Source organism: Ruegeria sp. AO1, assembly GCF_056535985.1.
Window position 1 is genome coordinate 839,805 of record NZ_JBQFJC010000001.1, and the last position, 21,852, is coordinate 861,656.

At 59.4% G+C, this 21,852-nt stretch carries 21 protein-coding genes; 10 read left to right on the plus strand and 11 right to left on the minus strand.

Annotation, left to right across the window (positions count from 1 at the left end):
* Positions 1–103 precede the first annotated feature (103 nt).
* Together ACR3FB_RS04060 and ACR3FB_RS04065 are read left to right on the plus strand one after the other, a co-directional pair.
* On the plus strand, positions 104–289 hold the full coding sequence (locus ACR3FB_RS04060) for a hypothetical protein (protein ID WP_425085163.1): 186 nt from the start codon (positions 104–106) through the stop codon (positions 287–289).
* A gap of 139 nt (positions 290–428) precedes the next feature.
* The gene (locus tag ACR3FB_RS04065; RefSeq protein WP_480564346.1) at positions 429–785 is read left to right on the plus strand and encodes a diacylglycerol kinase; all 357 of its coding nucleotides are present in this window, start codon (positions 429–431) and stop codon (positions 783–785) included.
* Between the two features lie 36 nt (positions 786–821).
* Here the strand turns inward: ACR3FB_RS04065 and ACR3FB_RS04070 are convergent, their stop codons facing one another.
* Together ACR3FB_RS04070 and rimO are read right to left on the minus strand one after the other, a co-directional pair.
* On the minus strand, positions 822–1,214 hold the full coding sequence (locus ACR3FB_RS04070) for a hypothetical protein (RefSeq protein WP_480564349.1): 393 nt from the start codon (positions 1,212–1,214) through the stop codon (positions 822–824).
* Positions 1,215–1,262: 48 nt separating this feature from the next.
* Positions 1,263–2,651, minus strand: coding sequence for a 30S ribosomal protein S12 methylthiotransferase RimO (gene rimO / locus ACR3FB_RS04075; RefSeq protein WP_480564350.1), 1,389 nt, complete (start codon positions 2,649–2,651; stop codon positions 1,263–1,265).
* 97 nt (positions 2,652–2,748) lie between these two features.
* On the opposite strand from rimO, the gene ACR3FB_RS04080 reads away from it, so the two are divergent.
* Positions 2,749–4,695, plus strand: coding sequence for an AsmA family protein (locus tag ACR3FB_RS04080; protein WP_480564353.1), 1,947 nt, complete (start codon positions 2,749–2,751; stop codon positions 4,693–4,695).
* A 28-nt stretch (positions 4,696–4,723) separates the two neighbouring features.
* Here the strand turns inward: ACR3FB_RS04080 and ACR3FB_RS04085 are convergent, their stop codons facing one another.
* The 4 genes from ACR3FB_RS04085 to ACR3FB_RS04100 are packed head-to-tail and all read right to left on the minus strand — an operon-like array spanning position 4,724 to position 9,280.
* A complete protein-coding gene (locus ACR3FB_RS04085; protein WP_480564356.1) occupies positions 4,724–6,220 on the minus strand; it encodes a phosphomannomutase/phosphoglucomutase in 1,497 nt (498 codons plus the stop codon).
* Positions 6,221–6,235: 15 nt separating this feature from the next.
* Positions 6,236–7,069, minus strand: a complete 834-nt coding sequence (gene kdsA, locus ACR3FB_RS04090; protein WP_480564359.1) for a 3-deoxy-8-phosphooctulonate synthase — start codon at positions 7,067–7,069, stop codon at positions 6,236–6,238.
* Positions 7,070–7,074: 5 nt separating this feature from the next.
* Positions 7,075–8,643 carry a KpsE/RkpR family capsule polysaccharide export protein gene (locus tag ACR3FB_RS04095; RefSeq protein WP_480564362.1) on the minus strand — a complete coding sequence of 523 codons (1,569 nt, stop codon included), beginning with the start codon at positions 8,641–8,643 and terminating at the stop codon, positions 7,075–7,077.
* The gene (locus ACR3FB_RS04100; protein WP_170460627.1) at positions 8,621–9,280 is read right to left on the minus strand and encodes an ATP-binding cassette domain-containing protein; all 660 of its coding nucleotides are present in this window, start codon (positions 9,278–9,280) and stop codon (positions 8,621–8,623) included. Before ACR3FB_RS04100 ends, ACR3FB_RS04095 begins: the two co-directional genes overlap by 23 nt.
* 237 nt (positions 9,281–9,517) lie before the next feature.
* Here ACR3FB_RS04100 and ACR3FB_RS04105 point away from each other — a divergent pair, with 237 nt between their 5' ends.
* Together ACR3FB_RS04105 and ACR3FB_RS04110 are read left to right on the plus strand one after the other, a co-directional pair.
* The gene (locus ACR3FB_RS04105; protein WP_480564365.1) at positions 9,518–10,105 is read left to right on the plus strand and encodes a uracil-DNA glycosylase family protein; all 588 of its coding nucleotides are present in this window, start codon (positions 9,518–9,520) and stop codon (positions 10,103–10,105) included.
* Positions 10,098–10,886: an SseB family protein gene (locus tag ACR3FB_RS04110; RefSeq protein WP_480564367.1), complete on the plus strand. Its 789-nt coding sequence runs from the start codon at positions 10,098–10,100 to the stop codon at positions 10,884–10,886. The genes ACR3FB_RS04105 and ACR3FB_RS04110 overlap by 8 nt, the downstream gene beginning before the upstream one ends.
* A 58-nt stretch (positions 10,887–10,944) precedes the next feature.
* On the opposite strand, the gene yghU is transcribed toward ACR3FB_RS04110, so the two are convergent.
* A complete protein-coding gene (gene yghU / locus ACR3FB_RS04115) occupies positions 10,945–11,823 on the minus strand; it encodes a glutathione-dependent disulfide-bond oxidoreductase (protein ID WP_480564370.1) in 879 nt (292 codons plus the stop codon).
* Between the two features lie 229 nt (positions 11,824–12,052).
* Here yghU and ACR3FB_RS04120 point away from each other — a divergent pair, with 229 nt between their 5' ends.
* Positions 12,053–12,571: a YHS domain-containing (seleno)protein gene (locus ACR3FB_RS04120; RefSeq protein WP_170643114.1), complete on the plus strand. Its 519-nt coding sequence runs from the start codon at positions 12,053–12,055 to the stop codon at positions 12,569–12,571.
* Between the two features lie 70 nt (positions 12,572–12,641).
* Here ACR3FB_RS04120 and ACR3FB_RS04125 read toward each other — a convergent pair whose 3' ends face one another.
* On the minus strand, positions 12,642–13,304 hold the full coding sequence (locus ACR3FB_RS04125) for a J domain-containing protein (RefSeq protein ID WP_480564372.1): 663 nt from the start codon (positions 13,302–13,304) through the stop codon (positions 12,642–12,644).
* A 184-nt stretch (positions 13,305–13,488) separates the two neighbouring features.
* Positions 13,489–14,355 (minus strand): methylenetetrahydrofolate reductase [NAD(P)H], encoded by an 867-nt coding sequence (gene metF, locus ACR3FB_RS04130; RefSeq protein WP_480564375.1) that lies wholly within the window; start codon positions 14,353–14,355, stop codon positions 13,489–13,491.
* 94 nt (positions 14,356–14,449) lie between these two features.
* On the opposite strand from metF, the gene ACR3FB_RS04135 reads away from it, so the two are divergent.
* Both ACR3FB_RS04135 and ACR3FB_RS04140 read left to right on the plus strand, forming a co-directional pair.
* A complete protein-coding gene (locus tag ACR3FB_RS04135; RefSeq protein WP_480564378.1) occupies positions 14,450–15,355 on the plus strand; it encodes a LysR family transcriptional regulator in 906 nt (301 codons plus the stop codon).
* A 98-nt stretch (positions 15,356–15,453) separates the two neighbouring features.
* Positions 15,454–16,239: an inositol monophosphatase family protein gene (locus ACR3FB_RS04140; RefSeq protein WP_480564381.1), complete on the plus strand. Its 786-nt coding sequence runs from the start codon at positions 15,454–15,456 to the stop codon at positions 16,237–16,239.
* Positions 16,240–16,245: 6 nt separating this feature from the next.
* On the opposite strand, the gene ACR3FB_RS04145 is transcribed toward ACR3FB_RS04140, so the two are convergent.
* Positions 16,246–16,989, minus strand: coding sequence for a rhomboid family intramembrane serine protease (locus ACR3FB_RS04145; RefSeq protein ID WP_480564384.1), 744 nt, complete (start codon positions 16,987–16,989; stop codon positions 16,246–16,248).
* Positions 16,990–17,031: 42 nt separating this feature from the next.
* On the minus strand, positions 17,032–20,430 hold the full coding sequence (putA, locus tag ACR3FB_RS04150) for a bifunctional proline dehydrogenase/L-glutamate gamma-semialdehyde dehydrogenase PutA (RefSeq protein ID WP_480564387.1): 3,399 nt from the start codon (positions 20,428–20,430) through the stop codon (positions 17,032–17,034).
* 103 nt (positions 20,431–20,533) lie between these two features.
* Here putA and ACR3FB_RS04155 point away from each other — a divergent pair, with 103 nt between their 5' ends.
* A complete protein-coding gene (locus ACR3FB_RS04155; protein WP_480564390.1) occupies positions 20,534–21,022 on the plus strand; it encodes an Lrp/AsnC family transcriptional regulator in 489 nt (162 codons plus the stop codon).
* A gap of 30 nt (positions 21,023–21,052) precedes the next feature.
* Positions 21,053–21,619 carry a tetratricopeptide repeat protein gene (locus tag ACR3FB_RS04160; RefSeq protein WP_425085179.1) on the plus strand — a complete coding sequence of 189 codons (567 nt, stop codon included), beginning with the start codon at positions 21,053–21,055 and terminating at the stop codon, positions 21,617–21,619.
* The last annotated feature ends 233 nt before the right edge of the window (positions 21,620–21,852 follow it).

The following is a 21,852-nucleotide window of genomic DNA, read 5'->3' on the forward strand; positions in this document are numbered from 1 at the left end:
GGTTTTGTGATTGATTCTGTTGCCAGATTGCTTGTCAGCCCGTATTCTGGTCGTGGCCCCGAAAATTGGGCAATATCAGCAAAGTAATAAAGGAATGATGGACATGAAACTGAAGTTTGCCGCCGTTGGTGCGTTTGCTCTGATCCTGACTGCTTGTGCGCAGCAGGAAGAACCGACCCCAGTATACGTTCAGCCGAGCTATGATAAAGCTGGCACACCAAGCTGCCCGGGCGGGTATCAGCTGGCAACAACCGAAGCAGGCCAGACTGTCTGTGACCCGATACAATAAAGGTTTTGCAGGCGGCCCCGATGCGGGCCGTCTGCACATCCAACGGAGTGGATACCGCCCTTGGGGCGGTTTTTTCTTGCCCATTGCACTGCGCTTGCCAACCCTTCAGAACGGCACGAAAGCAATCGCCCGAGGACCCATGCTCAATTTCTTTTCCCGCCTAAAGGACCGCACCAAATGGAGCTGGCAAGGATTGGTCGCCACCTGGCGGGAGGAGTACTCCTTTCGCGTTTGGGGCTATGCCAACCTGATCTCGGCGGTGCTTGCTGTGTGGCTGCCGATCAGCGGGGCCGAGCGTGGGTTGATACTTGTTATGGGTGTTCTGGTGCTTGTGGCCGAGCTATTCAATACGGCCATCGAACGCGCGGTTGACTATACGTCGACCGACCATCACCCGCTGGCGGGACAGGCCAAAGATGCTGCGAGCGCAGCTGTTGCATTGACAGCGATTGCCGCTGGGATTGCCTGGGCCGTAGCGCTGATCGGCCTGATCTAGACCGCCTTAAGCTACGCTTGAAACGCCGTGGAGCGCTCAGCGAAACTTGCGATGTATCCTGTGGCGCAGACCAAATGATCTGTGTTTCAGATGCCGCGCCCTGTGATGCTTGAGTACCAGTTTACGACGCGGATGCAGGACACGCTTGGCCGGTTTGACCTTGTGTTCGAGGACCGGAGCCGAGTGATGATGGTGAACAAAGTGTTTGCTGCGCGTGTGTATCACCAGCTTGTTGTCACCGACTGACAAGATCTTGACCGCGCCGCCATGCACGTGCTGCGCCGCCACGGGACGCGCCAGCATCATGGCTGCCACCGCCATCATTTTTAATGCGATGAAATTGTCGGAAACCGAAACATGAAACCCTCCAACCAGTGTCGAGTTCAGCATCGCGGCTTTGTCGGGCAAGCGCCAATAAACCCGGCTCACGCTTGCCTCAACTGATTTGTAGATTTCAGATCATAGGGTTAAGGGTGTTCAAACCCGTTTGCCCCACAAGTCATACTCACCCGCTTCATCGACCTCGACCGTCACGAGGTCTCCAGGTTTGAGGGTTTCGAAACCCTCATCAATGAACAGGTTGCCGTCAATCTCGGGCGCGTCGGCCTTGGTTCGGCAGGTCGCGGCCTCGTTATCGATCTCATCCACGATGACCTGAAGGGTTTGACCGACCTTGGCTTCCAGTTTGGCCTCAGAGATAGCCTGCGCTTTCTCCATGAAACGGTCCCATCGGTCCTGCTTGACCTCGGGGGACACATGATCGGGCAGATCGTTCGAGCGCGCACCATCGACGTTTTCGTACTGAAAACAGCCAACACGATCCAATTGCGCCTCGTCCATCCAGTCCAGCAGGGTCTGGAATTCCGCCTCGGTCTCGCCCGGATAGCCAACAATGAAGGTCGAGCGCAGAGTGATGTCCGGGCAGATCTCGCGCCAGGCCTTGATCTCATCGAGTGTTTTGGCGGCCGCCGCCGGACGCGCCATGCGCTTCAAGACATCCGGGTGCGCATGCTGAAATGGGATATCCAGATAGGGCAGCACGTTGCAGCCCGCATCTGCCATCAGCGGGATCAACTCACGCACATGCGGGTAGGGGTAGACATAGTGCAGCCTGACCCAGGCATCGAGCTGTCCCAATTCGCGCGCCAGATCGGTAATGTGGCTGCGCACCTCGCGATGTTTCCACGGGTTCACGTCGTATTTCCGGTCCAACCCATAGGCCGAGGTATCCTGACTGATCACCAATAACTCACGCACGCCGTTGTCGACCAGCTTCTCGGCCTCGCGCAGCACCGCATGGGCCGGACGGCTGACGAGCTTGCCGCGCATGTCGGGGATGATGCAGAACTTGCACTTGTGGTTACAGCCCTCAGAGATCTTGAGATAGCTGTAGTGCCGCGGAGTCAGCTGCACAGAGCTAGCAGGCAACAGGTCAACGAATGGGTCCGGATCAGGCGGCACTGCCACATGAACTGCGTCTAGAACCTGCTCGTATTGATGCGGGCCGGTGACCGCCATGATGCGCGGGTGGTGTTCCCGGATATAGTCCGGCTCGGCCCCCAGACAGCCGGTCACGATGACCTTGCCGTTTTCGACCAGAGCCTCGCCAATGGCGTCCAGAGATTCGGCCTTGGCGCTGTCCAGAAACCCGCAAGTGTTCACAATCACGGCATCGGCCCCGGAATAATCAGGCGAAATGCCGTACCCTTCGGCGCGCAGCCGGGTCAGGATGCGCTCGCTGTCTACCAACGCTTTGGGGCAGCCCAATGAGACCATACCAATGGTCGGCTGGCCTGAACGCGGCGTGTCGGTGATCCGGGCAGACGGGGCAAGGTCGGGGCGGAGATTTGGCGGATTGCTACTCATGCGGCCGCATATAGTTTGGATTGGTTCCCCTTGCAAATGCGGCCGTGGGTTTGAATGATACCTAAAACACAAGCCAAAAAAGGCGGAGAGCAGTTCGATGAAATGGCTGATACGTATCCTGTTCATCTTGGTGGCCGTTGTGGGCCTTGTTGTGGGCGCGCTTTTGTTGATGCCCGGCGACAAGCTGGGGGCGCTTCTGGCCGAACAAGTCAAGGCGGAAACGGGGCGTGACCTGACCTTCTCGGGCGATGTCTCGATCTCCTTCTGGCCGGTTCTGGGACTCGAAACCGGGCCGGTCACTTTCGGCAATGCCGATTGGGCGGGGTCTGAGCCGATGCTGAGCGCTGAAAGCCTGTCTTTCGGTGTGGATGCGGCGGCGCTGTGGGGGGGCGAGATCCGGATCAAACGGGTCTTTGCTGACAGCCCGATTCTGCGACTGGAATACGCCAACGGCCGGGGCAATTGGGAATTGGCGGTACCTGCCTCTACACCGAGTACTGGGGGTGGAACCGCACCTGCGCCTCAGGCAACACAACCGATCACGTTGGACCGGCTGGAGCTCAGCAACGCGCGCCTGATCTTTATCGAAAACGGAGCGACCAAGTGGAATTTCCGGGACGTCAACCTCTCGGCGCAATGGCCGGATGTCTCGGCGCCGATGATCATGGAGGCCAATATGGCCGTGCCCGGTGGCACTGTTCAGGTGAATCTAAAACTACCTGATCTTCCAGCCTTTGCCTCGGGCGCCGCGGCACCGCTGGAGCTTTCGATGACAGCACCAGGCGGGCGTATCGCGTTCAACGGGCGCGCCACCATCGAAGGAGAGATGGACGGCAAGACCGAAGTCAAGACCAGCAATACCGACGCCATGCTGGCCGCGTTCGGGCAGGCGGGCGTGGCGGTGCCCAATGGTCTTGGGCGCGTGGCAGATGTGTCGGGGCAGATGACCTACACTCGAGACGGTCGCATCTCTTTGCGAAACATGACCGCCGTGTTGGATCACAACCGGTTCGATGGCGAGGCCGATATCGTGATTTCCGACCCTCCACAGATCACAGCCCGGTTGCGGGCCGGGGATCTGGATTTTTTAACCTTCGCAGACACCGTCGAAACAGGCTCCGGGGGCGCTGGGGCGTCTGCCGGTGACGGGTGGTCGACGACGCCCATCGACGCATCGGCGCTGGGCTTGGCAAACGGTTCGATTCGACTCACCGCGTCCTCCATCGCCGTGCCGGATATGACGCTTGGACAAAGCGACCTGACGCTGAACCTCGACCGATCGCGTGCGGTTCTGAAAATGCAACCCGCGACTCTGTTTGCCGGGCAATTGAACGGACAGGTGGTGGCCAATAATCGCAACGGCCTGTCCGTCGGTGGAAATTTCAAAGCTGAAGGGATCGACGTGCAGCAGGCTCTGTCAACGCTCGGAGGCATAGAACGGCTGACAGGTACGGCCTCGGCCTCGCTGGAGTTTCTGGGCGTGGGGCAGACCGAGGACGCGATCATGCGGTCGCTGTCCGGGAAGGGCGATATTGCGGTTGGCAAAGGCGTGATCTCCGGCTTCGACCTGAACCGGCTGATGGGTCGCGGCGAAGGGTCCGGAGGGACCACAGTGTTCAACAGCCTGACAGCCAGTTTCACGATGGATGGCGGCAATCTGACGAACAACGACCTGCTCATGTCACTGGATAATTTCAGGGCGGATGGCGCGGGGCGCGTCGGGATCGGTCCGCGCGATATCGACTATCTTTTTACGCCGGTCGCCCTGCGCGCCAATTCAGGCGAAGGGATCGCCGTGCCTGTGCGTATCGTCGGCCCATGGATCGACCCTTCGATCCGCCCGGACCTGACGAAGGTCATTGAGGCAGCGGCGGAAGGAAAGCTGAAAGATCTGGAAAACGACGCCAAAACCAAGGTTCTGGAAAAGGTCGGGTCAGAGCTGGACTCGACCATCACAGACACTGATCAAATCGAAGACGTGCTGAAGGACAAGCTAGAAGAGGAAGCCAAGAAAGGCTTGCTCAAGCTGTTCGGAGGGGATTGATCGGGGCGCGTATCGGCGCCCCTTTCTTTTAGATCGTTTGGTCGTAGTCGCCGACGCCGGGCTCGGTCCGGATGACAGCATCGATGTCGGCAAAAATCGCCCGCATCTCGGCTTCGCTTTCGCTACTTTCGCAGACAACCACCAGATTGGGGGTGTTCGACGAGGCCCGCACCAGACCCCAGCTGCCATTGTCCAGAATGACACGCGCACCGTTGACGGTGACGACCTCTTTGATGGCGCGACCCGCGAAGCTATCGCCGGCGTCGGCCTTGGCAACCAGCTTGTCCACAAGACGCTGCAGTATATCGTATTTCTCGGTATCCGCCGCGTAGGGCGACATGGTCGGGGTGGACCACGTCTTGGGCAGGGCCTTGCGCAAATCGGACATGCTCTGATCCGGGTTGCGGTCCATCAATTTGCAGATTTCCACCGCAACGCGCATCCCGCAGTCATATCCGCGCCCAACAGGCTCGGCGAGGAAGTAGTGGCCGGATTTCTCAAACCCTGCGAGGGCTCCGATCTCTTTGACCCGGCGTTTCATATGGCTGTGGCCGGTTTTCCAATAGTCCGCCTTAACGCCGAGGGCCTGCAGTTCTGGATCGCTGGCGAACAGGCCAGTGGATTTCACGTCGGCCACGAATGTCGCGCCGGGGTGCAGCTTGGCCAGATCGCGTGCCATGATGACACCGACCTTGTCGGCAAAGATCTCTTCGCCCTCATCATCGACCACACCGCAGCGGTCGCCGTCGCCGTCAAATCCCAAGGCCAGATCGGCACCGCTGGATTTCACCGCATCCGCCATGTCGTGCAACATTTCCATGGCTTCGGGGTTCGGGTTGTAGTTCGGGAACGTGTAGTCGAGTTCGTTGTGGCTGGGCACAACCTCAACACCGATCCGCTCAAAAATCTCGGGTGCAAAGGCTGAGGCGGTGCCGTTGCCCGTGGCGCAGACCACCTTGAGCGGGCGGGACATTTTGAAATCACCGACCAGATCGTCGATATAGGCCTCTTTAACGCCATCGACGAATTCATACGAGCCGCCCTCACGCGCCACTGTCTCGCCATTCAGCACAATGTCGCGCAGTTCGGACATCTCATCCGGGCCGTGGGTCAGCGGTCGGTCGAAACCCATTTTGACCCCGGTCCAGCCGTTTGGGTTATGGCTGGCGGTGACCATCGCCACCGCCGGAACATCCAGATGGAATTGCGCGAAATAGGCCATTGGGCTGAGGGCAGGGCCGATGTCCTTCACCTGAATACCCGCCTGCATCAGGCCGAGGATCAACGCGTTTTTGATGGCCAGAGAATAGTCGCGGTAGTCATTGCCAACCGCAATGACCGGCGCGATGCCGCGTTTGTGCATCTGAGTACCGATCCCAAGACCAAGGGCGGTCATGCCCGGCAGGTTGATCTCATCAGGGTACTTCCAGCGTGCATCATATTCGCGGAACCCGGTGGGTTTGATCATCGGGTCGCGCAGAAAGCTCCAGGTGTTTGGGGTCACCTCGGGAATGGGTTTGGTCATTACAGGTCTCAATCGTTAAATCTGAATCGGGTTCGCTTTAGCCAGCGCATCAAAGCGCATCAATGTGTCAACAAGATGGGGCATCTGATCCAGCGGGATCATGTTGGGGCCATCAGACGGTGCTGTGTCGGGGTCCTGATGGGTTTCGATGAACACCGCTCCGATCCCCAGCGATACGGCAGCGCGCGCCATCACCGGCGCAAATTCGCGCTGCCCACCCGAGGAGCCACCCTTGCCGCCCGGCTGTTGCACCGAATGCGTCGCGTCCATCACGACCGGATAGCCCGTCTTCGCCATTTGCGGAAGGCCTCGCATATCGGCCACCAGAGTATTGTACCCGAACGAGGTTCCACGTTCCGTCAGCAGGATATTCTGGTTCCCGGTGCTTTCGATCTTGTCGACGATGTTGCCCATTTCCCAAGGGGCGAGGAATTGGCCTTTTTTAACGTTCACGGCCTTCCCAGTTGCGCCCGCCGCCAAAAGCATATCGGTCTGGCGGCACAGAAAAGCTGGGATCTGCAGAATATCAACGACCTCGGCCGCGATAGCGCATTGGGCTTCGGTGTGGACATCGGTCAGCACCGGAATGCCCATGGTGCGGCGGATGTCGCCCAGAACCTTTAACCCTGCATCAATGCCCATGCCGCGCTTGCCGGACAAAGAGGTTCGGTTCGCCTTGTCATAAGACGCCTTGAATACATACTGCGCGCCAGCCGCGTCGCAGGCTTCTTTCATGGCGCCTGCAATCATCTGGGCATGGTCTGCCGTCTCTAGCTGGCAGGGGCCGGCAATGATGGTCAGAGGAAGGTCGTTGCCGACCGTAAGGTCGGAGATTTTTACATGTTTCATACGTCTTACGAGGATACCTGTTCACGAAGGACCGACGCGGTAAGCGAGATCATCAGGTAGATACCAGCAAACAACAGGAAAGCCAAAATCGTATTTTCGAACTTTCGGGGATAGGTCGGATCCTGCGCCTCTACCGGGTTCACCGAAACCGTCAGGTACCGCACTTTGCGGTTCGCCTCGGAACGCGTGGTTTCCATTTGTTGCATTGCTGTTTGTAGCATCATGTCACGCGCTGCCAGATCAGCCTGCGCCATCTGGATTCGGACGCTCAACCTCGCCAGCGAGTTTTCGCCTGCGGACGCGTCCAGCATCTCGGCGTTCAACTCGGCCAAGACAACCTCCAGTCGGGCGATATCCGCGCTGACGCCATCGACCTTGGCCTGGTTTGGGCGACGGTTGTCTTGCAGGGCTGCTAGTTCCAGCTCTTTATCCTGAATGGCGACCTCGATCTCATTGATCCGACCGCGAAGACCGGCGATGACGTTTTCAGGGTCCAGCAAGGCACCCTGCAGCTGCAACTCGATCAATGCTTCCTGCGCCTTGCGCCGCTCTGACTGCGCCGCCTCGAAGCCTTCCCGCGCATCGCGCATCTGATCTTCGCGCTTGAGACCGGACAGGCTGTTGATCCGCTCTTCCGCGTAAGAGATCAGGCGCTGAGACAGTTCGACAGCGATTTCAGGTTCGGGGGCAGCGACTTCCATACGGACAATCCCGTCGCTTGGGTCATACCCGATGGTCACCATACGTTTATACAGCTTGTGGGTGTCTTCCAGACTGGCGTCCAGGGGCAGCCTCTGGATCGGGTCGATCCATTCCTGCTTGAAGATCTGGGAAAAGCCCATGTCCCGTTCCAGACGCTCTAGTGCGTCCTTGGATTCGAGAAACTCTTGGGTGGAAACCGAATCCTGCGCGGTTGCATATTGGGTTCCACTCAACAGGCCGCCAATCGTTCCGCCGCCGCCATCAGCCTGTAGGATCGAAAAGGCTGAATCGCTAGCGTACATCGGCGTTGCAACCCGGTAGAAATAGTACCCCACCACAAAGGTTGGCAGAAACACGAACACCGCAAGCCGCGCGAACAACGCCGCCAGCTTTTTCTTTCGGCGGCGGGCAATGTCCTTCTGGATCTGACCGATTTCGCGATCGCGCCGCTCGGCCGGGCTCATCTCAGGTCCCGGCAGGGTCTGAGGGGCCTCGCTCACCGGTTGTGGCAACTGGACGGGTGCGGTTTCGTCACCATCCGTTTTCGCCGAAGCGTTGGCCGAGGCAAGCTCCAGCAGATTGCTGCGCCGGAATGGATCAATGCCCTTCTTGCGTAGCATGCGTACCGCGTCATAGTCCGAGGTCGCGGCCAGTCCGTGTTTGCTGGCCAGACGCCGGGCGATACGCAATTGCCGACCGGTCAGGCCCTCGCGCTTGATATCGTCCAGCTCGGTCCCGGGCTGCGTTTCGCCTGACGAGGCCTGCGTTGCGCTGCGGATGCGCGCCATGGCGTCCGAGCGGGCCTTGGGCGAGGTGCCTGATTGCGCCCTGTGACGCCAGTTGTATTTTCTAACCTTGGGTTTCGTAGTCATATAACTGCTTTGCCTCTTCCAAGGTTTCAAACATGCGCAGCTGGCCGTCGACCAAAACGGCCGCCTGTTTCACGAATTTTTCCAGCGTTGCGGGGCTGTGCGATACGATGACCAGCGTTGTCGTGCGCAGCCTCTCCTGCAGGATCGCGCCGGCCTTATGGTTGAATTCCACATCCGTGGACGCGGGCATGCCCTCATCAATCAGATACATGTCGAAGTCCAGTGCCAGCATCAGCGCAAAGGTGAATCTGGCCTTCATGCCCGACGAATAGGTGGCCAAAGGCTGGTTGAAATACTCGCCGAGACCGCACAGCCAGCTACAGTAGGCTTCGACATAGTCGGGGTCCATACCGTAGATTTTGGCGATATAGCGCGCGTTCTCCAACGCGGACATCTTCGACGACACACCGCCAGTAAACCCCATCGGGAAAGACACCTTGCACTCACGCCGGATGACCCCTTCATCGGGCTTTTCCAAACCCGCCATCATATTGATCAGAGTGGTTTTTCCCGTCCCGTTCGGCGCAAGCACACCCAGCGACGTCCCGAGTTCGACTCGGAACGAAGCCCGGTCGAGGATCACCTTGCGGCGCGTCCCCGTCCAGAAGGATTTACTGACATTCTCGAACTCAAGCATGCTTGGCCTGCTGCTCAATCCTTTGGTTTGATCGCTCTTTTCAATGGGCGTTTGGATGCGAAGCTTAACGTTTCATGTTGGCTACATTATGTCGAATTATGAAACAAATGTTCAATGCACCTTCACAAAGTGCAGCTCACATCGTGGCAAATACCAACACGAAAAGGTGTTTTGGCGGCAGGTTCGAGGGTGGCTATCTTCCCTTGATACTCACGATTTCGAGGCAAGACAGCTGCTATGAGCGATCTGCAAAAGGAAATCTCGGCCTGTAGGCTGTGTGCGGATGCGTTCGCGCAAACAGCTACGCAGCACTCGCCGCGCCCTGTCGTCTGGTTCCGCGCCGGTACTCCGATTCTGGTTGCGGGGCAGGCTCCGGGCGCGCGGGTACATGAGTCGGGGCGGCCGTTTACAGACCCGTCGGGGGATCGCTTGCGGGATTGGTTGGGGATCGACGAGGGGATGTTTTACAATCGGGATCGTCTTTCCATTGTGCCCATGGCGTTTTGCTTTCCTGGATATGACGAGCGAAAAGCGGATCTGCCACCTCCTGCCTTGTGCCGCAAAACATGGCACGACCGGGTCGTTCAGGCGCTGGGGCCGGTTCCTCTGACAGTGTTGGTCGGGGGGCACGCACATAAGTACCATCTTGGAGTGCGCAGTTCGGTCACTGAGACGGTCCGCAATTGGCGGGACCACGCGCCGCACATCTTTGCCTTGCCTCATCCGTCCTGGCGCAATACGGCATGGATCAAGAAAAACCCGTGGTTCGAGACCGACCTGCTGCCGGTCTTGCGGGCACGGGTGCAAGAGGTTCTGAATGACTGAAGCAACGGCGCTGGACACAGCGCATACCGCGATGGAAGCCGCCCCGCAGGACGATGCCGCCCGGCTCCGCTTTTTTGAGCGGCTGGCCGATAGTGAACTGTTCCTGATGCTGACCGAAGAGGCGCAGGGCGAGAATATCTCACCCGAACTGTTCGACGTGGCCGATGGCCGCTTCGTACTGGCCTTTGATCGCGAGGATCGGTTGGCGCAGTTTGCCGGACGTCCGGTTCCATACGCGGCGCTTTCGGGGCGTATCCTGTCTTCGATGCTGGCGGGGCAGGGGATTGGTCTGGGCCTGAACCTCGAGGTCGCGCCATCCTCGATGCTGATCCCGTCCGAGGCGCTCGGGTGGTTGGCGACAACGCTGGAACATGTGCCCGCCGAGGTCGAAGAGAAACTGGCCGAGCTTTTGCCCCCGGCCGGTTTGCCGGAAACCCTGTTGCGTGCGTTGGATACAAAACTGTCGACTGCTGTAGGTCTGGCTCAGGCGGCCTATCTGGTTGGCACCAAATCCGAAACCGGGGCTTCTGGTCACTTGCTGGGCTTTGTAGGGGCTGTTGACGGGGCGCAATCGGCGTTGGCCAAGGCTGCATCCGAGGCGCTGACCTTTTCCGGGATCGAAGCCGGAGCGATGGATGTCGGGTTTTTTGCGCCCGAAGCCCCCGCTGCCGCGTCTTTGGCGAAGGTTGGTTTGCGGTTCGACCTGCCGCAACCCGAAGCTCGTGACCTGACGCGACCTGTGCCCGGCAGCGATCCAGAAAACCCGCCGATCCTGAAATAAAAAAGCGCGGTGCACTCTTTTACACCGCGCCAAATGTCCCGAACGAACCTCGAAGAAATTAATCCGCTGCCGCTTCCAGCTTGTCCTGCGTGCGGGTTTCGAAGTCGCTGGCCTCGTGACGTTCATGCAACTGCGTGTGCAGCTCGCCAAACGGGCGGTTGACCATGCGGCCCCGCTGTACGGCCAGACGCGCGTCAATCGCCTTGGCCCAACGCATGACGTTTTCATAGGATTCCACATCGAGGAACTCGGCAGCATCATAAAGACGTCCAAGCACAAGCTGCCCGTACCACGGCCAGATCGCCATATCCGCGATCGAGTAATCCTCGCCCGCGATATAGGTGTTTTCGGCCAGTTGACGGTCCAGCACATCCAGCTGGCGCTTGGCCTCCATGGCGAAGCGGTTGATCGGGTACTCCCATTTCTCGGGCGCGTAAGCGTAGAAATGTCCAAACCCGCCGCCCAGATAAGGCGCGCTGCCCATCTGCCAGAACACCCAATTCATAACTTCGGTCCGTTCCGGGCCTGTCTCGGGCAGGAACGCTCCGAATTTTTCGGCCAGATGGAGCAAGATCGAGGCGCTTTCGAAGACGCGCACTGGCGCATCGCCCGACCGATCCCACAGCGCAGGGATTTTCGAGTTCGGGTTCGCCTCGACAAAGCCCGAGCTGAACTGGTCCCCTTCGCCGATATTGATCAGCCACGCATTGTATTCGGCTTCTTCGTGACCCAGCGCCAAAAGCTCTTCGAGCATGACTGTCACTTTGACGCCATTGGGTGTTGCCAGCGAATAGAGCTGCATGGGGTGGCGGCCGATGGGCAGGTCCTTGTCATGGGTTGCTCCGGCGATGGGTCGGTTGATATTGGCGAAGCGTCCGCCGCTTTCGCTATCCCAGGTCCAGACTTTGGGGGGAGTGTAAGTGGATTGATCGCTCATCTGATGCCTTTCTTGCCAATCGCAGGGCTGCAAAGCCGATGCGCTAACAGCTAATGTTGCAAATCCCCGAGTCCAACCCCGCTTGACGCGGGAAACTGTAATAATTCTCTCACGAAACCTCGTTGATGGTCACACCGGCGCGAGCAGGCCTACGAAGCGCCTCAGAATCGCTTATTGTCTGTGGTGTCAGCCAAACGGCGCCCCCGATACACGAAAAAGGAATAACCACATGAAACGTTTTGCCCTGTCTTTTGCTGCGGCCATGGCTCTGGCAATTCCTGCTTTTGCAGGCCCCCAATATGTCGACGGAACCGGATTTGCGGTCTCTGGCTATGATGTTGTCGCCTATCGCGGCCTTGATCAGGCACCGGTGGGGACGTCGCAGCCAGAAGGTGTACGCGGCAATGCCGACATCACGGCGGAATACAACGGCGCAACTTGGGCTTTTGCATCGGAGGAGAACCGCGATAAGTTTCTTGAGAACCCGGCCTACTACGCGCCTCAGTATGACGGGCATTGCGCCTATGGCGTCTCAAAAGGCGGCAAGGTTCCGGCAAACCCGAACCTGTGGCGCATCGTTGATGACAAGCTGTACCTGAATATCACCGACGTTGTTGTGGGCTTCTTCGAAGAGGACATCCCCGGCAACATCAACCTGGCCGAAGGTAACTGGCCCGGTATCGAAAGCGCGGACGCATCGACCAGCGTGATCCCGAAATTCACCTCGGAAGGTCCGGTCAGCAACTGATCGCGCAGACAATGTTGTGAAGAAAAACAAGCCCGGCTCCCCCCACTGAGCCGGGCTTTTTTCTGGTTGACTATCCAGCCAGCCAGAATTCGTCGATCATGTCCTGATTGGCTTCGAACCGGATACGGACACTCTTTGCCCCCGGAAATTTGCGTTCGCAAATGGTATCAGGAATCACCACCTCGCCCGAGCCGGCGTTGTTGGACTTGAAGCTCAGAATCTCTTTCTCGACATGCCGTCTGTTGCTCAGCACCGAGGTCGGAAGGGCGATACGGTTCGCTCCTTCGGTGACTGACGTTGCCACGAAAAAGGTCAGGTGGCGGCCATAGCATCCGACGGCATCGGGCACATGGTCTGATGCGGCCGGTTCGACGTCTGCATCCCGAGGCGATGGCGAACCCGCCATATGCGACAGTGCTTGCGTCGGGTTCAACATGGATTTGCAGGCGGAGATGTCCTCGGGCGGCAACTCGATCACACGCTTTTTGAGGCGCGGTCGCTTAGGCATCTGCGGACCCGATGCGCCTTTTGCGCCCAACCCCTGTTTGCGTAGAAAATCATAGGCAGTCTTGGCGCGCGAGAAGTCTCCGCAATCCCCCGGCATGTGGTCCGGATGCGCCCGGAAGGCAATATTGCGCCAAGCTTCGCGGATTTCGTCGGAACTGGCAGAGGGGGACAGCCCTAGGTCCGCCAGCGCGCTGTTTCGCGCTGCGATCTTATCGACAGGTTTCATACTCAAAAACACTCATTAACGTACACGAGACCAGTTTGAGGACGGTCACGATTTTGTCAAATTCTTCTCAAGATTGAACGAGTTGCGGGGGACAATGATCTGGCCGTGCAGACATTGTTCCGGCGGCAAAGCAAAATGCCCGCGCTTTCGGAGGACGAGGGCATTTCGTCTTTCCCGACAGGGATCAGGCGACGTTCTGCAGTTCAGCCTTCGGTGTGATTCCAAGGGCGAAACAGACGTCGCGCGTCAACTCGGGCCGGTTCAGGGTATAGAAGTGCAGCTTGTCCACACCGCCCTCCAGCAGGTCCGAACAAAGCTCGGTGCAAAGGGCCGTGGCCAGCAGATCATCGCGATCATCGCGCAGGGCTTTTTCAAAGGCATGATCGACCCAGTCGGGTATTCGTGTTCCGCAGCGCTGTGCAAAGGCGCGCGCGCCTTTCCAGTTTTCAATCGGCAGGATGCCTGGCACGATCGGCTTGTCGATCCCGGCTTTTTCGCAGGCGTCGCGGAACCGGAAGAAGGTCTCGGCCTCGAAGAAGAACTGCGTCAGTGCTTCATCGGCGCCCGCGTCCAGCTTGGCTTTGAGCCAGTCGATATCGGCCCGCGTATCCCGTGCTTCGGGATGAATGTCGGGATAGGCACCAACCCGAATGCTGAACATCTCGGTTTCCGCGAGGGCCTCGATCAATTCAACAGAGTTGGCAAAACCTTCGGGGTGAGGGACAAACCTGTCCTGACCCTTTGGCGGATCGCCCCGCAATGCGACGATGTTCTCTACTCCGGCACGAGCGAAGGTGTCTGCAATATCCAGCGTTTCCTGACGCGAGGCATCAACGCAGGTCAAATGCGCCGCAACTGGCAGTCCCGATGACTTGTGCAAAGTTGCGACTGCATCGCGCGTCAGCTCGCGCGTCGTGCCGCCAGCGCCATAGGTGACAGAAACGAACCGGGGCTCCAAAGGGGCCAGCGTCTGCACCGTATCCCACAGCCGGAATGAGGCCTCCAGCGTTTTGGGTGGAAAAAACTCGAATGAGATTTCAGGTTTGGTCATTGCAGCCTCTCAGGATCAACTGAGGGTCTTGTCGCATGACACGCATTGTGAGACAAACTCATATTCCTCAAGAACAACATGAGTTCCACTTCAGATGCATATCGAATTCCGGCACCTGCGCACCATCAAGGCGATCCATGACTGTGGAGGCCTTGCGCGTGCGGCCGATCAACTGAACATCACCCAATCGGCGCTTAGCCACCAGATCAAGGGGCTGGAGGATCAAGCCGGGGTCGAATTGTTCCTGCGTCGGTCCAAGCCGATGAAGCTGTCTGCGGCGGGGCTGCGTCTGTTGCGGCTGGCCGAGCAGATTCTGCCTCAGGTCGAGGCCGCGCAGCATGAGTTCTCTTCCCTGCGCGATGGCCGCACGGGTCGGATGCATATTGCGATTGAATGCCACGCCTGTTTCGAATGGCTATTTCCGGTGCTGGAGTCCTTCCGCAAGTCCTGGGGCGATGTCGACGTGGATATCCGCCCCGGTTTGGCCTTTGACGCGCTGCCTGCCTTGCAAAAGGAAGAGGTTGATCTGGTCGTATCCTCCGACCCCGAAGACCTGCCGGGTGTCGAGTTCGTGGAGTTGTTCGACTATAACCCGGTGTTCGTCGCTGCATCTTCCCATCCGTTGGCCGATAAAGACTTCATCGAGGCCGAGGATTTTCGCGGTCAGACACTGATCACCTATCCGGTCGAGCGCACGCGATTGGACGTGTTCAGCCAGTTGTTGATCCCGGCGCGGGTTGAACCAGCCAGCATCCGACAGGTTGAACTGACAGCCGTGATCCTGCTGCTTGTTGCGTCAAATCGGGGGATTTCTGTCCTGCCGGATTGGGTCGTGCGCGAGGTCAAATACAACTCGGACTACGTCACCCGCCCGCTTACAAAAGAAGGGATCACTCGTCGTCTCTATGCCGCTGTCCGCTCTGAAGATCTGGAAAAACCCTTCGTGCAAGAGCTCGTCAAACTGGCGCGGGACGAGGCGCGGAAGTTGCAGGCGCAGTAACGGCGTTTCGCTAAGGTCTGCTATGCGCATCATTCCTCTTGGCAAGGGCGCATTGCATCAGTATACGCGCGGTTTGACCGGACAGGAGCCTTTTCACAATGGTTGGCAGTGCAAATCTCAACATCATGATCAAAGCCGCGCGCAAGGCGGGGCGGTCTCTGGTCAAGGATTTCCGTGAAGTCGAGAACCTGCAGGTGTCGATGAAAGGTGCGGGCGATTTTGTGTCCAAGGCCGATATCGCCGCTGAAGCCATCCTGAAAGAAGAACTGTTGGGCGCGCGTCCGACCTATGGCTGGCTGGCCGAAGAGGGTGGTGCGATTGACGGTGAGGATCCAACCCGCCGTTGGATCGTTGATCCGCTGGACGGCACCACCAACTTCCTGCACGGGTTGCCGCACTGGGCGATTTCGATCGCGCTGGAGCACAAAGGTAAAATCGTCGCCGGTGTGATCTACGACGCCGCCAAGGACGAGATGTTCTTCGCCGAAAAAGGCGAGGGTGCCTGGATGAACGATATGCGCATCCGTGTCTCGGGCCGTCACCGCATGATCGAGTCTGTTTTCTCGACTGGTTTGCCCTTCGGTGGTCGCTCGGATCTGCCTGCCACGCTGCAGGATCTGGCGCGCCTGATGCCGGCATGTGCCGGCGTGCGCCGCTGGGGCGCTGCTGCGCTGGACATGGCCTATGTCGCAGCCGGTCGCTATGAGGGTTTCTGGGAACGTCGCCTGAACGCTTGGGATCTGGCCGCCGGGATCATCATCGTGAAAGAGGCCGGTGGTCTGGTTCAGCCCTTGAACCCCGAAGGCAGCATTCTGGAAGATGGCGAGGTGATCTGCGCCAACGAGCCAATCTTTGACAGTTTTGCCAAGGTAGTCCGGGGCTAAACGCCTTTACCTGCGCGGCACGCGCGGGATGCGGGATTGCGACAGCTTGTATTTCGTTTCGGGGTGAGGCGGGTGACCGTGCGTACGGTTCCAATACGCTGGCCCTCCGCGTTTCAGCCAGAGCGGGATACACAGGATCAGCCCCACGAAGAACCCACCGGTATGGGCCCAATAGGCAACGCCGCCCTCATCGGGGTTGCTTGAGAGACTGCCAAAAAACTGCAGTGCCAGCCAAACCCCGAGCATCACGAAAGCCGGGATGCTAAAGACCCGGAAATAGACGATCAGTATCAGCAGAATATCCACTCGGGCTTTGGGAAAAAGCAGCAGGTACCCGCCCATTACGCCAGCAATCGCCCCGGAGGCTCCGATTGTGGGCACCACCGAGTCTGGCGCAGTGATCACGTGGATCAGCCCGGCTCCGATCCCAGCGACAAGGTAGAAAAGCAGAAAGGGCAAGTGGCCCATTTCGTCTTCCAGATTGTCGCCGAAAATCCACAGAAACAGCATGTTGCCCGCCAGATGCATCCAGCCGCCATGCAGGAACATCGAAGTGACATAGGTCTCGGGCGCCAGCCCCTCGGCGCTGCGGGCGGGGATGATCGCGTAGTCGAAATAGAACTGCTGCAGCACCCGTGCGTTATCCATGATCCCGAAATAGCTGACGAAGATCAGGATATTCGCCGCCATCAGGGCGTAGACAACATAGGGCGTGCGCCCCGAGGGGTTGTGATCTCGGATCGGAAACATGGCGCGACGCTGGGCTTTTCCGCGCCCAGCGTCAAGGTCAGGTTATGCCGCACCACCCAACAGCGCCGCATTGCCGCCCGCCGCCGTTGTGTCGACGCAGACATGGCGTTCCGCCAGCACCCGCGTACAATCCGGCAGGCCGGGGATCATGGGCAGGATCGGCCCGTCGCGCCGCGCCAGATGATGTTCGATCTGACGGGCAGTTTCCTCGTCGCCCCACCAGACAACGCCCGCGAAGCCGGTCAGGTTTTCCAGACGATGCAGGTCGAGCATGCCCGTCGCCTCAATCGCCGTTCCGCCCAAAGCCAGAACCGCATCTGCCTGAACGCGCGCAGTAGTCTCGCCGGGGCCAAGGCACAACAGCGGAGGCCGGGCAAATTCAGACAACCGGTTTGATTCCCCTGTTGGTCCGGGCAGGGTTTGGGTGCGAACCGGAGCCGGTTCCCCTTTCGGCGCGGGCAGCTCCGCAGTCGTCTGCCATGTCTCAGAGGTGCTCTGACGATCCGGAGCGCAGAACCGGGCCATGTAGTTCGGCCCACCCGCTTTGGGGCCAGTTCCCGAAAGCCCCTCGCCTCCGAAAGGCTGAGATCCCACGATGGCGCCGATCTGGTTGCGGTTCACATAAACATTGCCCGCGTGGATCGCCTCGGTCACATGCTGCACGCGGTCGTCAATGCGGGTGTGCAAGCCGAAGGTCAGCCCATAGCCAGTGGCGTTGATGTCGGCGATCACCGCGTCGATCTCTTGCGCTTTGAACCGGGCGACATGCAGAACCGGGCCGAATATCTCGCGTTCCAGATCGGCGATGCTGCCGACTTCGATCAGGGTGGGGGCAATGAATGTCCCCTCGGGCGGCGTGTTGAGTTCTTTCAGGACGCGCCCTTCGCTGCGGGCTTTCGCGACGTGATCTGCGATCCCCTGACGCGCAGCCTCATCAATGACCGGCCCGCAATCGGTTGAGATTAGCCATGGATCGCCCACCTGCAGCGCCTCCATCGCGCCTTTGAGCATGGTCAAAACATCCTCGGCGATATCCTCTTGCAGATAGAGGCAGCGCAGGGCCGAGCAGCGCTGCCCGGCTGATTGAAACGCGCTTTCGATGATGGATTGCACCGCCTGTTCCGGCAGCGCCGTGCTGTCTACGATCATCGCGTTCAATCCACCAGTCTCGGCGATGAGCGGCGTACCGGGCCGCATGTTCTGTGCCATGGCCGAGCGGATCTTCAACGCTGTCGCCGTCGAACCGGTGAACGCCACACCCGAGACGCGCGCGTCCGAGGTCAGCGCGGCCCCGACCTCCGGTCCGCCGGGCAGCAATTGTAGTACATCCCGGGGAACTCCGGCCTCGTGCAACAGCTGCACCGCGCGATGCGCGATCAGAGGCGTCTGCGGTGCGGGTTTGGCGAGGACGGCGTTGCCGGTTGCCAAAGCCGCCGAAATCTGTCCGGTGAAAATCGCCAGGGGGAAGTTCCACGGGCTGATACAGGTGAAGACCCCAGCCGGTTTGGCATCGGGGATGTTCGCCGCGTAGTAGCGCAGGAAATCCACCGCTTCGCGCAGCTCGGCAACGGCATCGGGCAGGGATTTCCCCGCCTCGCGTGCGAGAAGGGCGAAGAGTTCTCCGAAATGGGCCTCATACAGGTCGGCGGCTGCGTTCAGAGCTTTGGCGCGTTGCTCTGCCGGGGCTTGCCATGGGCTGGCCGAGGCCAGGGCAAGCTCCACATACGCAGTACTGGTCGACGCAACTGTGCCGGGCTTGTCCTGTGGTTTGGCCGGGTTAGTCACCGGCTCCTCAGCCATGGGTTTCGCGCCCTCGGACAAGAGTGGCCCGGCACGCCACTCGGTTTCTCGAAACCGATCCCGCGCTGCGTCGATCTGGTCCAGCGTTGGTGTGTGGTGAAGATCAAAGCCCTTGGAGTTCGAACGCTCAGGCAAAAATAGCTCTGGCCCGGTTGGTAGAGGCGAGGGCGGTGTCTCAACTGCGGTGAACGGATCCGCCGCGACCTCTTCAGGTGGCACGGCCTCATCCACAATCTGGTTCACGAAGGATGAGTTCGCGCCGTTCTCCAGCAGACGCCGGACCAGATAGGCCAGCAAATCGCGATGCGCGCCGACCGGCGCGTAGATGCGGCAACGGGTTTTGTGCTTGTCCAGAACCAGCCCGTGCAGCGTTTCGCCCATCCCGTGCAGGCGCTGGAACTCGAACGGCTGCCCCTCGGCCATATGCAGGATGGCGCTGACAGTGTGAGCGTTATGCGTGGCAAATTGCGGATAGATCCGGTCAGTCATGCCCAGCAGCTTGCGGGCATTGGCGATATACGAGACATCGGTCGCGGCCTTTTGAGTAAAGACCGGAAAGCCATCGACCCCTTCGACCTGCGCGCGCTTGATCTCCGTATCCCAATAGGCGCCTTTGACCAGCCGCACCATCAGCTTGCGATCATGGCGCCCGGCCATTTCGTAGAGCGTATCCAGAACGAGCCCGGCGCGCGGGCCGTAAGCTTGCACGACGATGCCGAACCCATCCCAACCGGCCAAGGCGGGCTCGGCCATGACTTCCTCGATGACTTGCAGGGACAGGGACAGCCGGTCGGCCTCCTCGGCGTCCACATTCAGGCCCATGCCGGCGGCCTTGGCCAGCAGGGCCAGCGCGCGCAGGCGGGGGACAAGCTCATCCATGACCCGCGCCTCTTGCGCCAGTTCATAGCGCGGATGCAGGGCGGACAGCTTGACCGAGATGCCGGGATTGGCGCGGATGTCGTCATGGGTACACGCCTCGGCAATGGCGGCGATGGCGCGCGAATAGGACAGGTGATAGCGGGCGGCGTCGGCCTCGGTCCGGGCCGCTTCGCCCAGCATGTCGTAGGAGTAGGTGTAGCCCTTGGCCTCCATCCCGCTGGCGCGATCCATGGCCGATTGAATGGTCTCGCCCAGAACGAACTGACGCCCCATTTCCTTCATCGCGCGTCCAACGGCGGTGCGGATGACCGGCTCACCCAGCCGCTTGATCGCCCCGCGGATGGCGCTGACGGGTGAGGCTTTGCCCTCATCCAATACCTTGCCGGTCAGCATCAAGGCCCAGGTCGAGGCGTTGACCAGCGAGGATGAGGACTGTCCCAAATGTTTGCCCCAGTCCGAGGGCGCGATCTTGTCTTCGATCAGCGCATCAATCGTATCCGCATCGGGTACTCGCAGCAGCGCCTCGGCCAGGCACATCAGCGCCACGCCTTCGTCGGTGGACAGGCCGTATTCGGCCAGAAACACTTCCATCATGCCGGGCGAAGTGCTGGAGCGGATATCGCGAACCAACTGAGCGGCGGCGTCGCAGATGGCGTGACGGTCCGCCTCGGAGAGGGCGGCCTGATCGGTCAATGCCTGCAGAACGGTCGTTTGATCGGCATAGGTGTGGGTGTCGATGGATGTGCGCAGGCTGTGGGACATGGTTCCTCCGGGCGTTTTTATCAGTATACGCGCATTTTCTCGGGACAACGGACCGAGTTTTGTCATACAACGGTCAAATGAACTGATTTATGACGGTATATCGATGCAAATGGACTTTCCGAACCTAGACCGCTTTGATCGCGCGATTCTGCAGGCTCTGGCCGAAGACGGGCGCATCTCGGTCGCGGATCTGGCGCGACGGATCGGGTTGTCGAAATCGCCGACTCAGGCGCGGTTGAAGCGGCTTGAGGCCGACGGCGTGATTACAGGATACCGGGCAATGTTGGATCCGATCCGGTTGGGGCTGGACCACGTCGCCTTTGTCGAGGTGCGCATGTCCGACACGCGGGAAAAAGCGCTCGCCGAATTCAACGCCGCCGTCCGCAAGATCGCGGAGATCGAGCAAGCCCATATGATCGCATCGAATTTCGACTATCTACTTAAGGTCCGTACCGGGTCGATGTCGGAATATCGCGCGGTGCTGGCTGAGAAGATCTCATCTCTGCCGCATGTCGCTAATACCTCGACCTTCGTTGCGATGGAGGCCGTAAAGGAAACCGGTTTGCTGGGCGGCATCGACCGCGAAACTTGACCAAAGCGGATTGTGCGTCACACTTGGTCTATGACCCGCATGTTTATAGCCCCTGTCTTTGCCCTTTGGCTCACAACTCCCGCTTTTGCGCAATCCTGCCCGTCCGCGCCGGACCATTCGGCAGGGATGGGCGCGCTGATTGCACAAATTCAGCAGGCCGAGTCGCAGTCGGAGGCGCGCGGGATCTCCAACCAGATGTGGGAGTTGTGGACCGACGCCCCCGATCTTCGCGCTCAGACACTGTTGGATCGTGGCATGGCGCGGCGCGAGGCATCGGATCTTCTGGGCGCTTTGCAGGAGCTGGACGCGCTGGTGGTCTACTGCCCGGACTATGCCGAAGGGTACAACCAACGTGCTTTCGTCAATTTCCTGCGGCAAGACTTTCCTTCGGCCTTGGTTGATCTGGATCGGGCACTGGAGCTTTCCCCTAATCACATCGCGGCCATGAGCGGTCGCGCCCTGACGTTGCTGGGTCTGCGGCGGTTGGATGAGGCCCGTTCTGCACTGACTGCGGCCCTTGAGCTGAACCCATGGCTGTCCGAGCGGGCCTTGCTGGAACCGGGCGGCGCGCTGGAGCCGCCGGGCGAGGATATCTGACAGACCCGCCGCCCCAAGGAAATGCACGCCCGGCGTGATTTCGGTTCTTGACGCCTCCAGATGCTTGGATTGCTCAACCCAAACGCTGAACAGGTGTAACTTAGTGTTATAGCCTCTGCCTTCCAAGCAATAATGATCAGTTTCACTGAGTATCGTGAAGTTTCTATATCTTTCATCTAGTTCAATAATATGTTGCAGCTCGTACCATGTGGTAGCAGTTACTATCATGCTGT

Bases quoted from the DNA above. Each gene is read 5' to 3' on its own strand.
- ACR3FB_RS04060 (WP_425085163.1), top strand. From the start codon at position 104: ATGAAACTGAAGTTTGCCGCCGTTGGTGCGTTTGCTCTGATCCTGACT.
- ACR3FB_RS04065 (WP_480564346.1), top strand. From the start codon at position 429: ATGCTCAATTTCTTTTCCCGCCTAAAGGACCGCACCAAATGGAGCTGG.
- rimO (WP_480564350.1), bottom strand. From the start codon at position 2,651: ATGAGTAGCAATCCGCCAAATCTCCGCCCCGACCTTGCCCCGTCTGCC.
- ACR3FB_RS04080 (WP_480564353.1), top strand. From the start codon at position 2,749: ATGAAATGGCTGATACGTATCCTGTTCATCTTGGTGGCCGTTGTGGGC.
- ACR3FB_RS04085 (WP_480564356.1), bottom strand. From the start codon at position 6,220: ATGACCAAACCCATTCCCGAGGTGACCCCAAACACCTGGAGCTTTCTG.
- kdsA (WP_480564359.1), bottom strand. From the start codon at position 7,069: ATGAAACATGTAAAAATCTCCGACCTTACGGTCGGCAACGACCTTCCT.
- ACR3FB_RS04095 (WP_480564362.1), bottom strand. From the start codon at position 8,643: ATGACTACGAAACCCAAGGTTAGAAAATACAACTGGCGTCACAGGGCG.
- ACR3FB_RS04100 (WP_170460627.1), bottom strand. From the start codon at position 9,280: ATGCTTGAGTTCGAGAATGTCAGTAAATCCTTCTGGACGGGGACGCGC.
- ACR3FB_RS04105 (WP_480564365.1), top strand. From the start codon at position 9,518: ATGAGCGATCTGCAAAAGGAAATCTCGGCCTGTAGGCTGTGTGCGGAT.
- ACR3FB_RS04110 (WP_480564367.1), top strand. From the start codon at position 10,098: ATGACTGAAGCAACGGCGCTGGACACAGCGCATACCGCGATGGAAGCC.
- yghU (WP_480564370.1), bottom strand. From the start codon at position 11,823: ATGAGCGATCAATCCACTTACACTCCCCCCAAAGTCTGGACCTGGGAT.
- ACR3FB_RS04120 (WP_170643114.1), top strand. From the start codon at position 12,053: ATGAAACGTTTTGCCCTGTCTTTTGCTGCGGCCATGGCTCTGGCAATT.
- ACR3FB_RS04125 (WP_480564372.1), bottom strand. From the start codon at position 13,304: ATGAAACCTGTCGATAAGATCGCAGCGCGAAACAGCGCGCTGGCGGAC.
- metF (WP_480564375.1), bottom strand. From the start codon at position 14,355: ATGACCAAACCTGAAATCTCATTCGAGTTTTTTCCACCCAAAACGCTG.
- ACR3FB_RS04135 (WP_480564378.1), top strand. From the start codon at position 14,450: ATGCATATCGAATTCCGGCACCTGCGCACCATCAAGGCGATCCATGAC.
- ACR3FB_RS04140 (WP_480564381.1), top strand. From the start codon at position 15,454: ATGGTTGGCAGTGCAAATCTCAACATCATGATCAAAGCCGCGCGCAAG.
- ACR3FB_RS04145 (WP_480564384.1), bottom strand. From the start codon at position 16,989: ATGTTTCCGATCCGAGATCACAACCCCTCGGGGCGCACGCCCTATGTT.
- putA (WP_480564387.1), bottom strand. From the start codon at position 20,430: ATGTCCCACAGCCTGCGCACATCCATCGACACCCACACCTATGCCGAT.
- ACR3FB_RS04155 (WP_480564390.1), top strand. From the start codon at position 20,534: ATGCAAATGGACTTTCCGAACCTAGACCGCTTTGATCGCGCGATTCTG.
- ACR3FB_RS04160 (WP_425085179.1), top strand. From the start codon at position 21,053: ATGACCCGCATGTTTATAGCCCCTGTCTTTGCCCTTTGGCTCACAACT.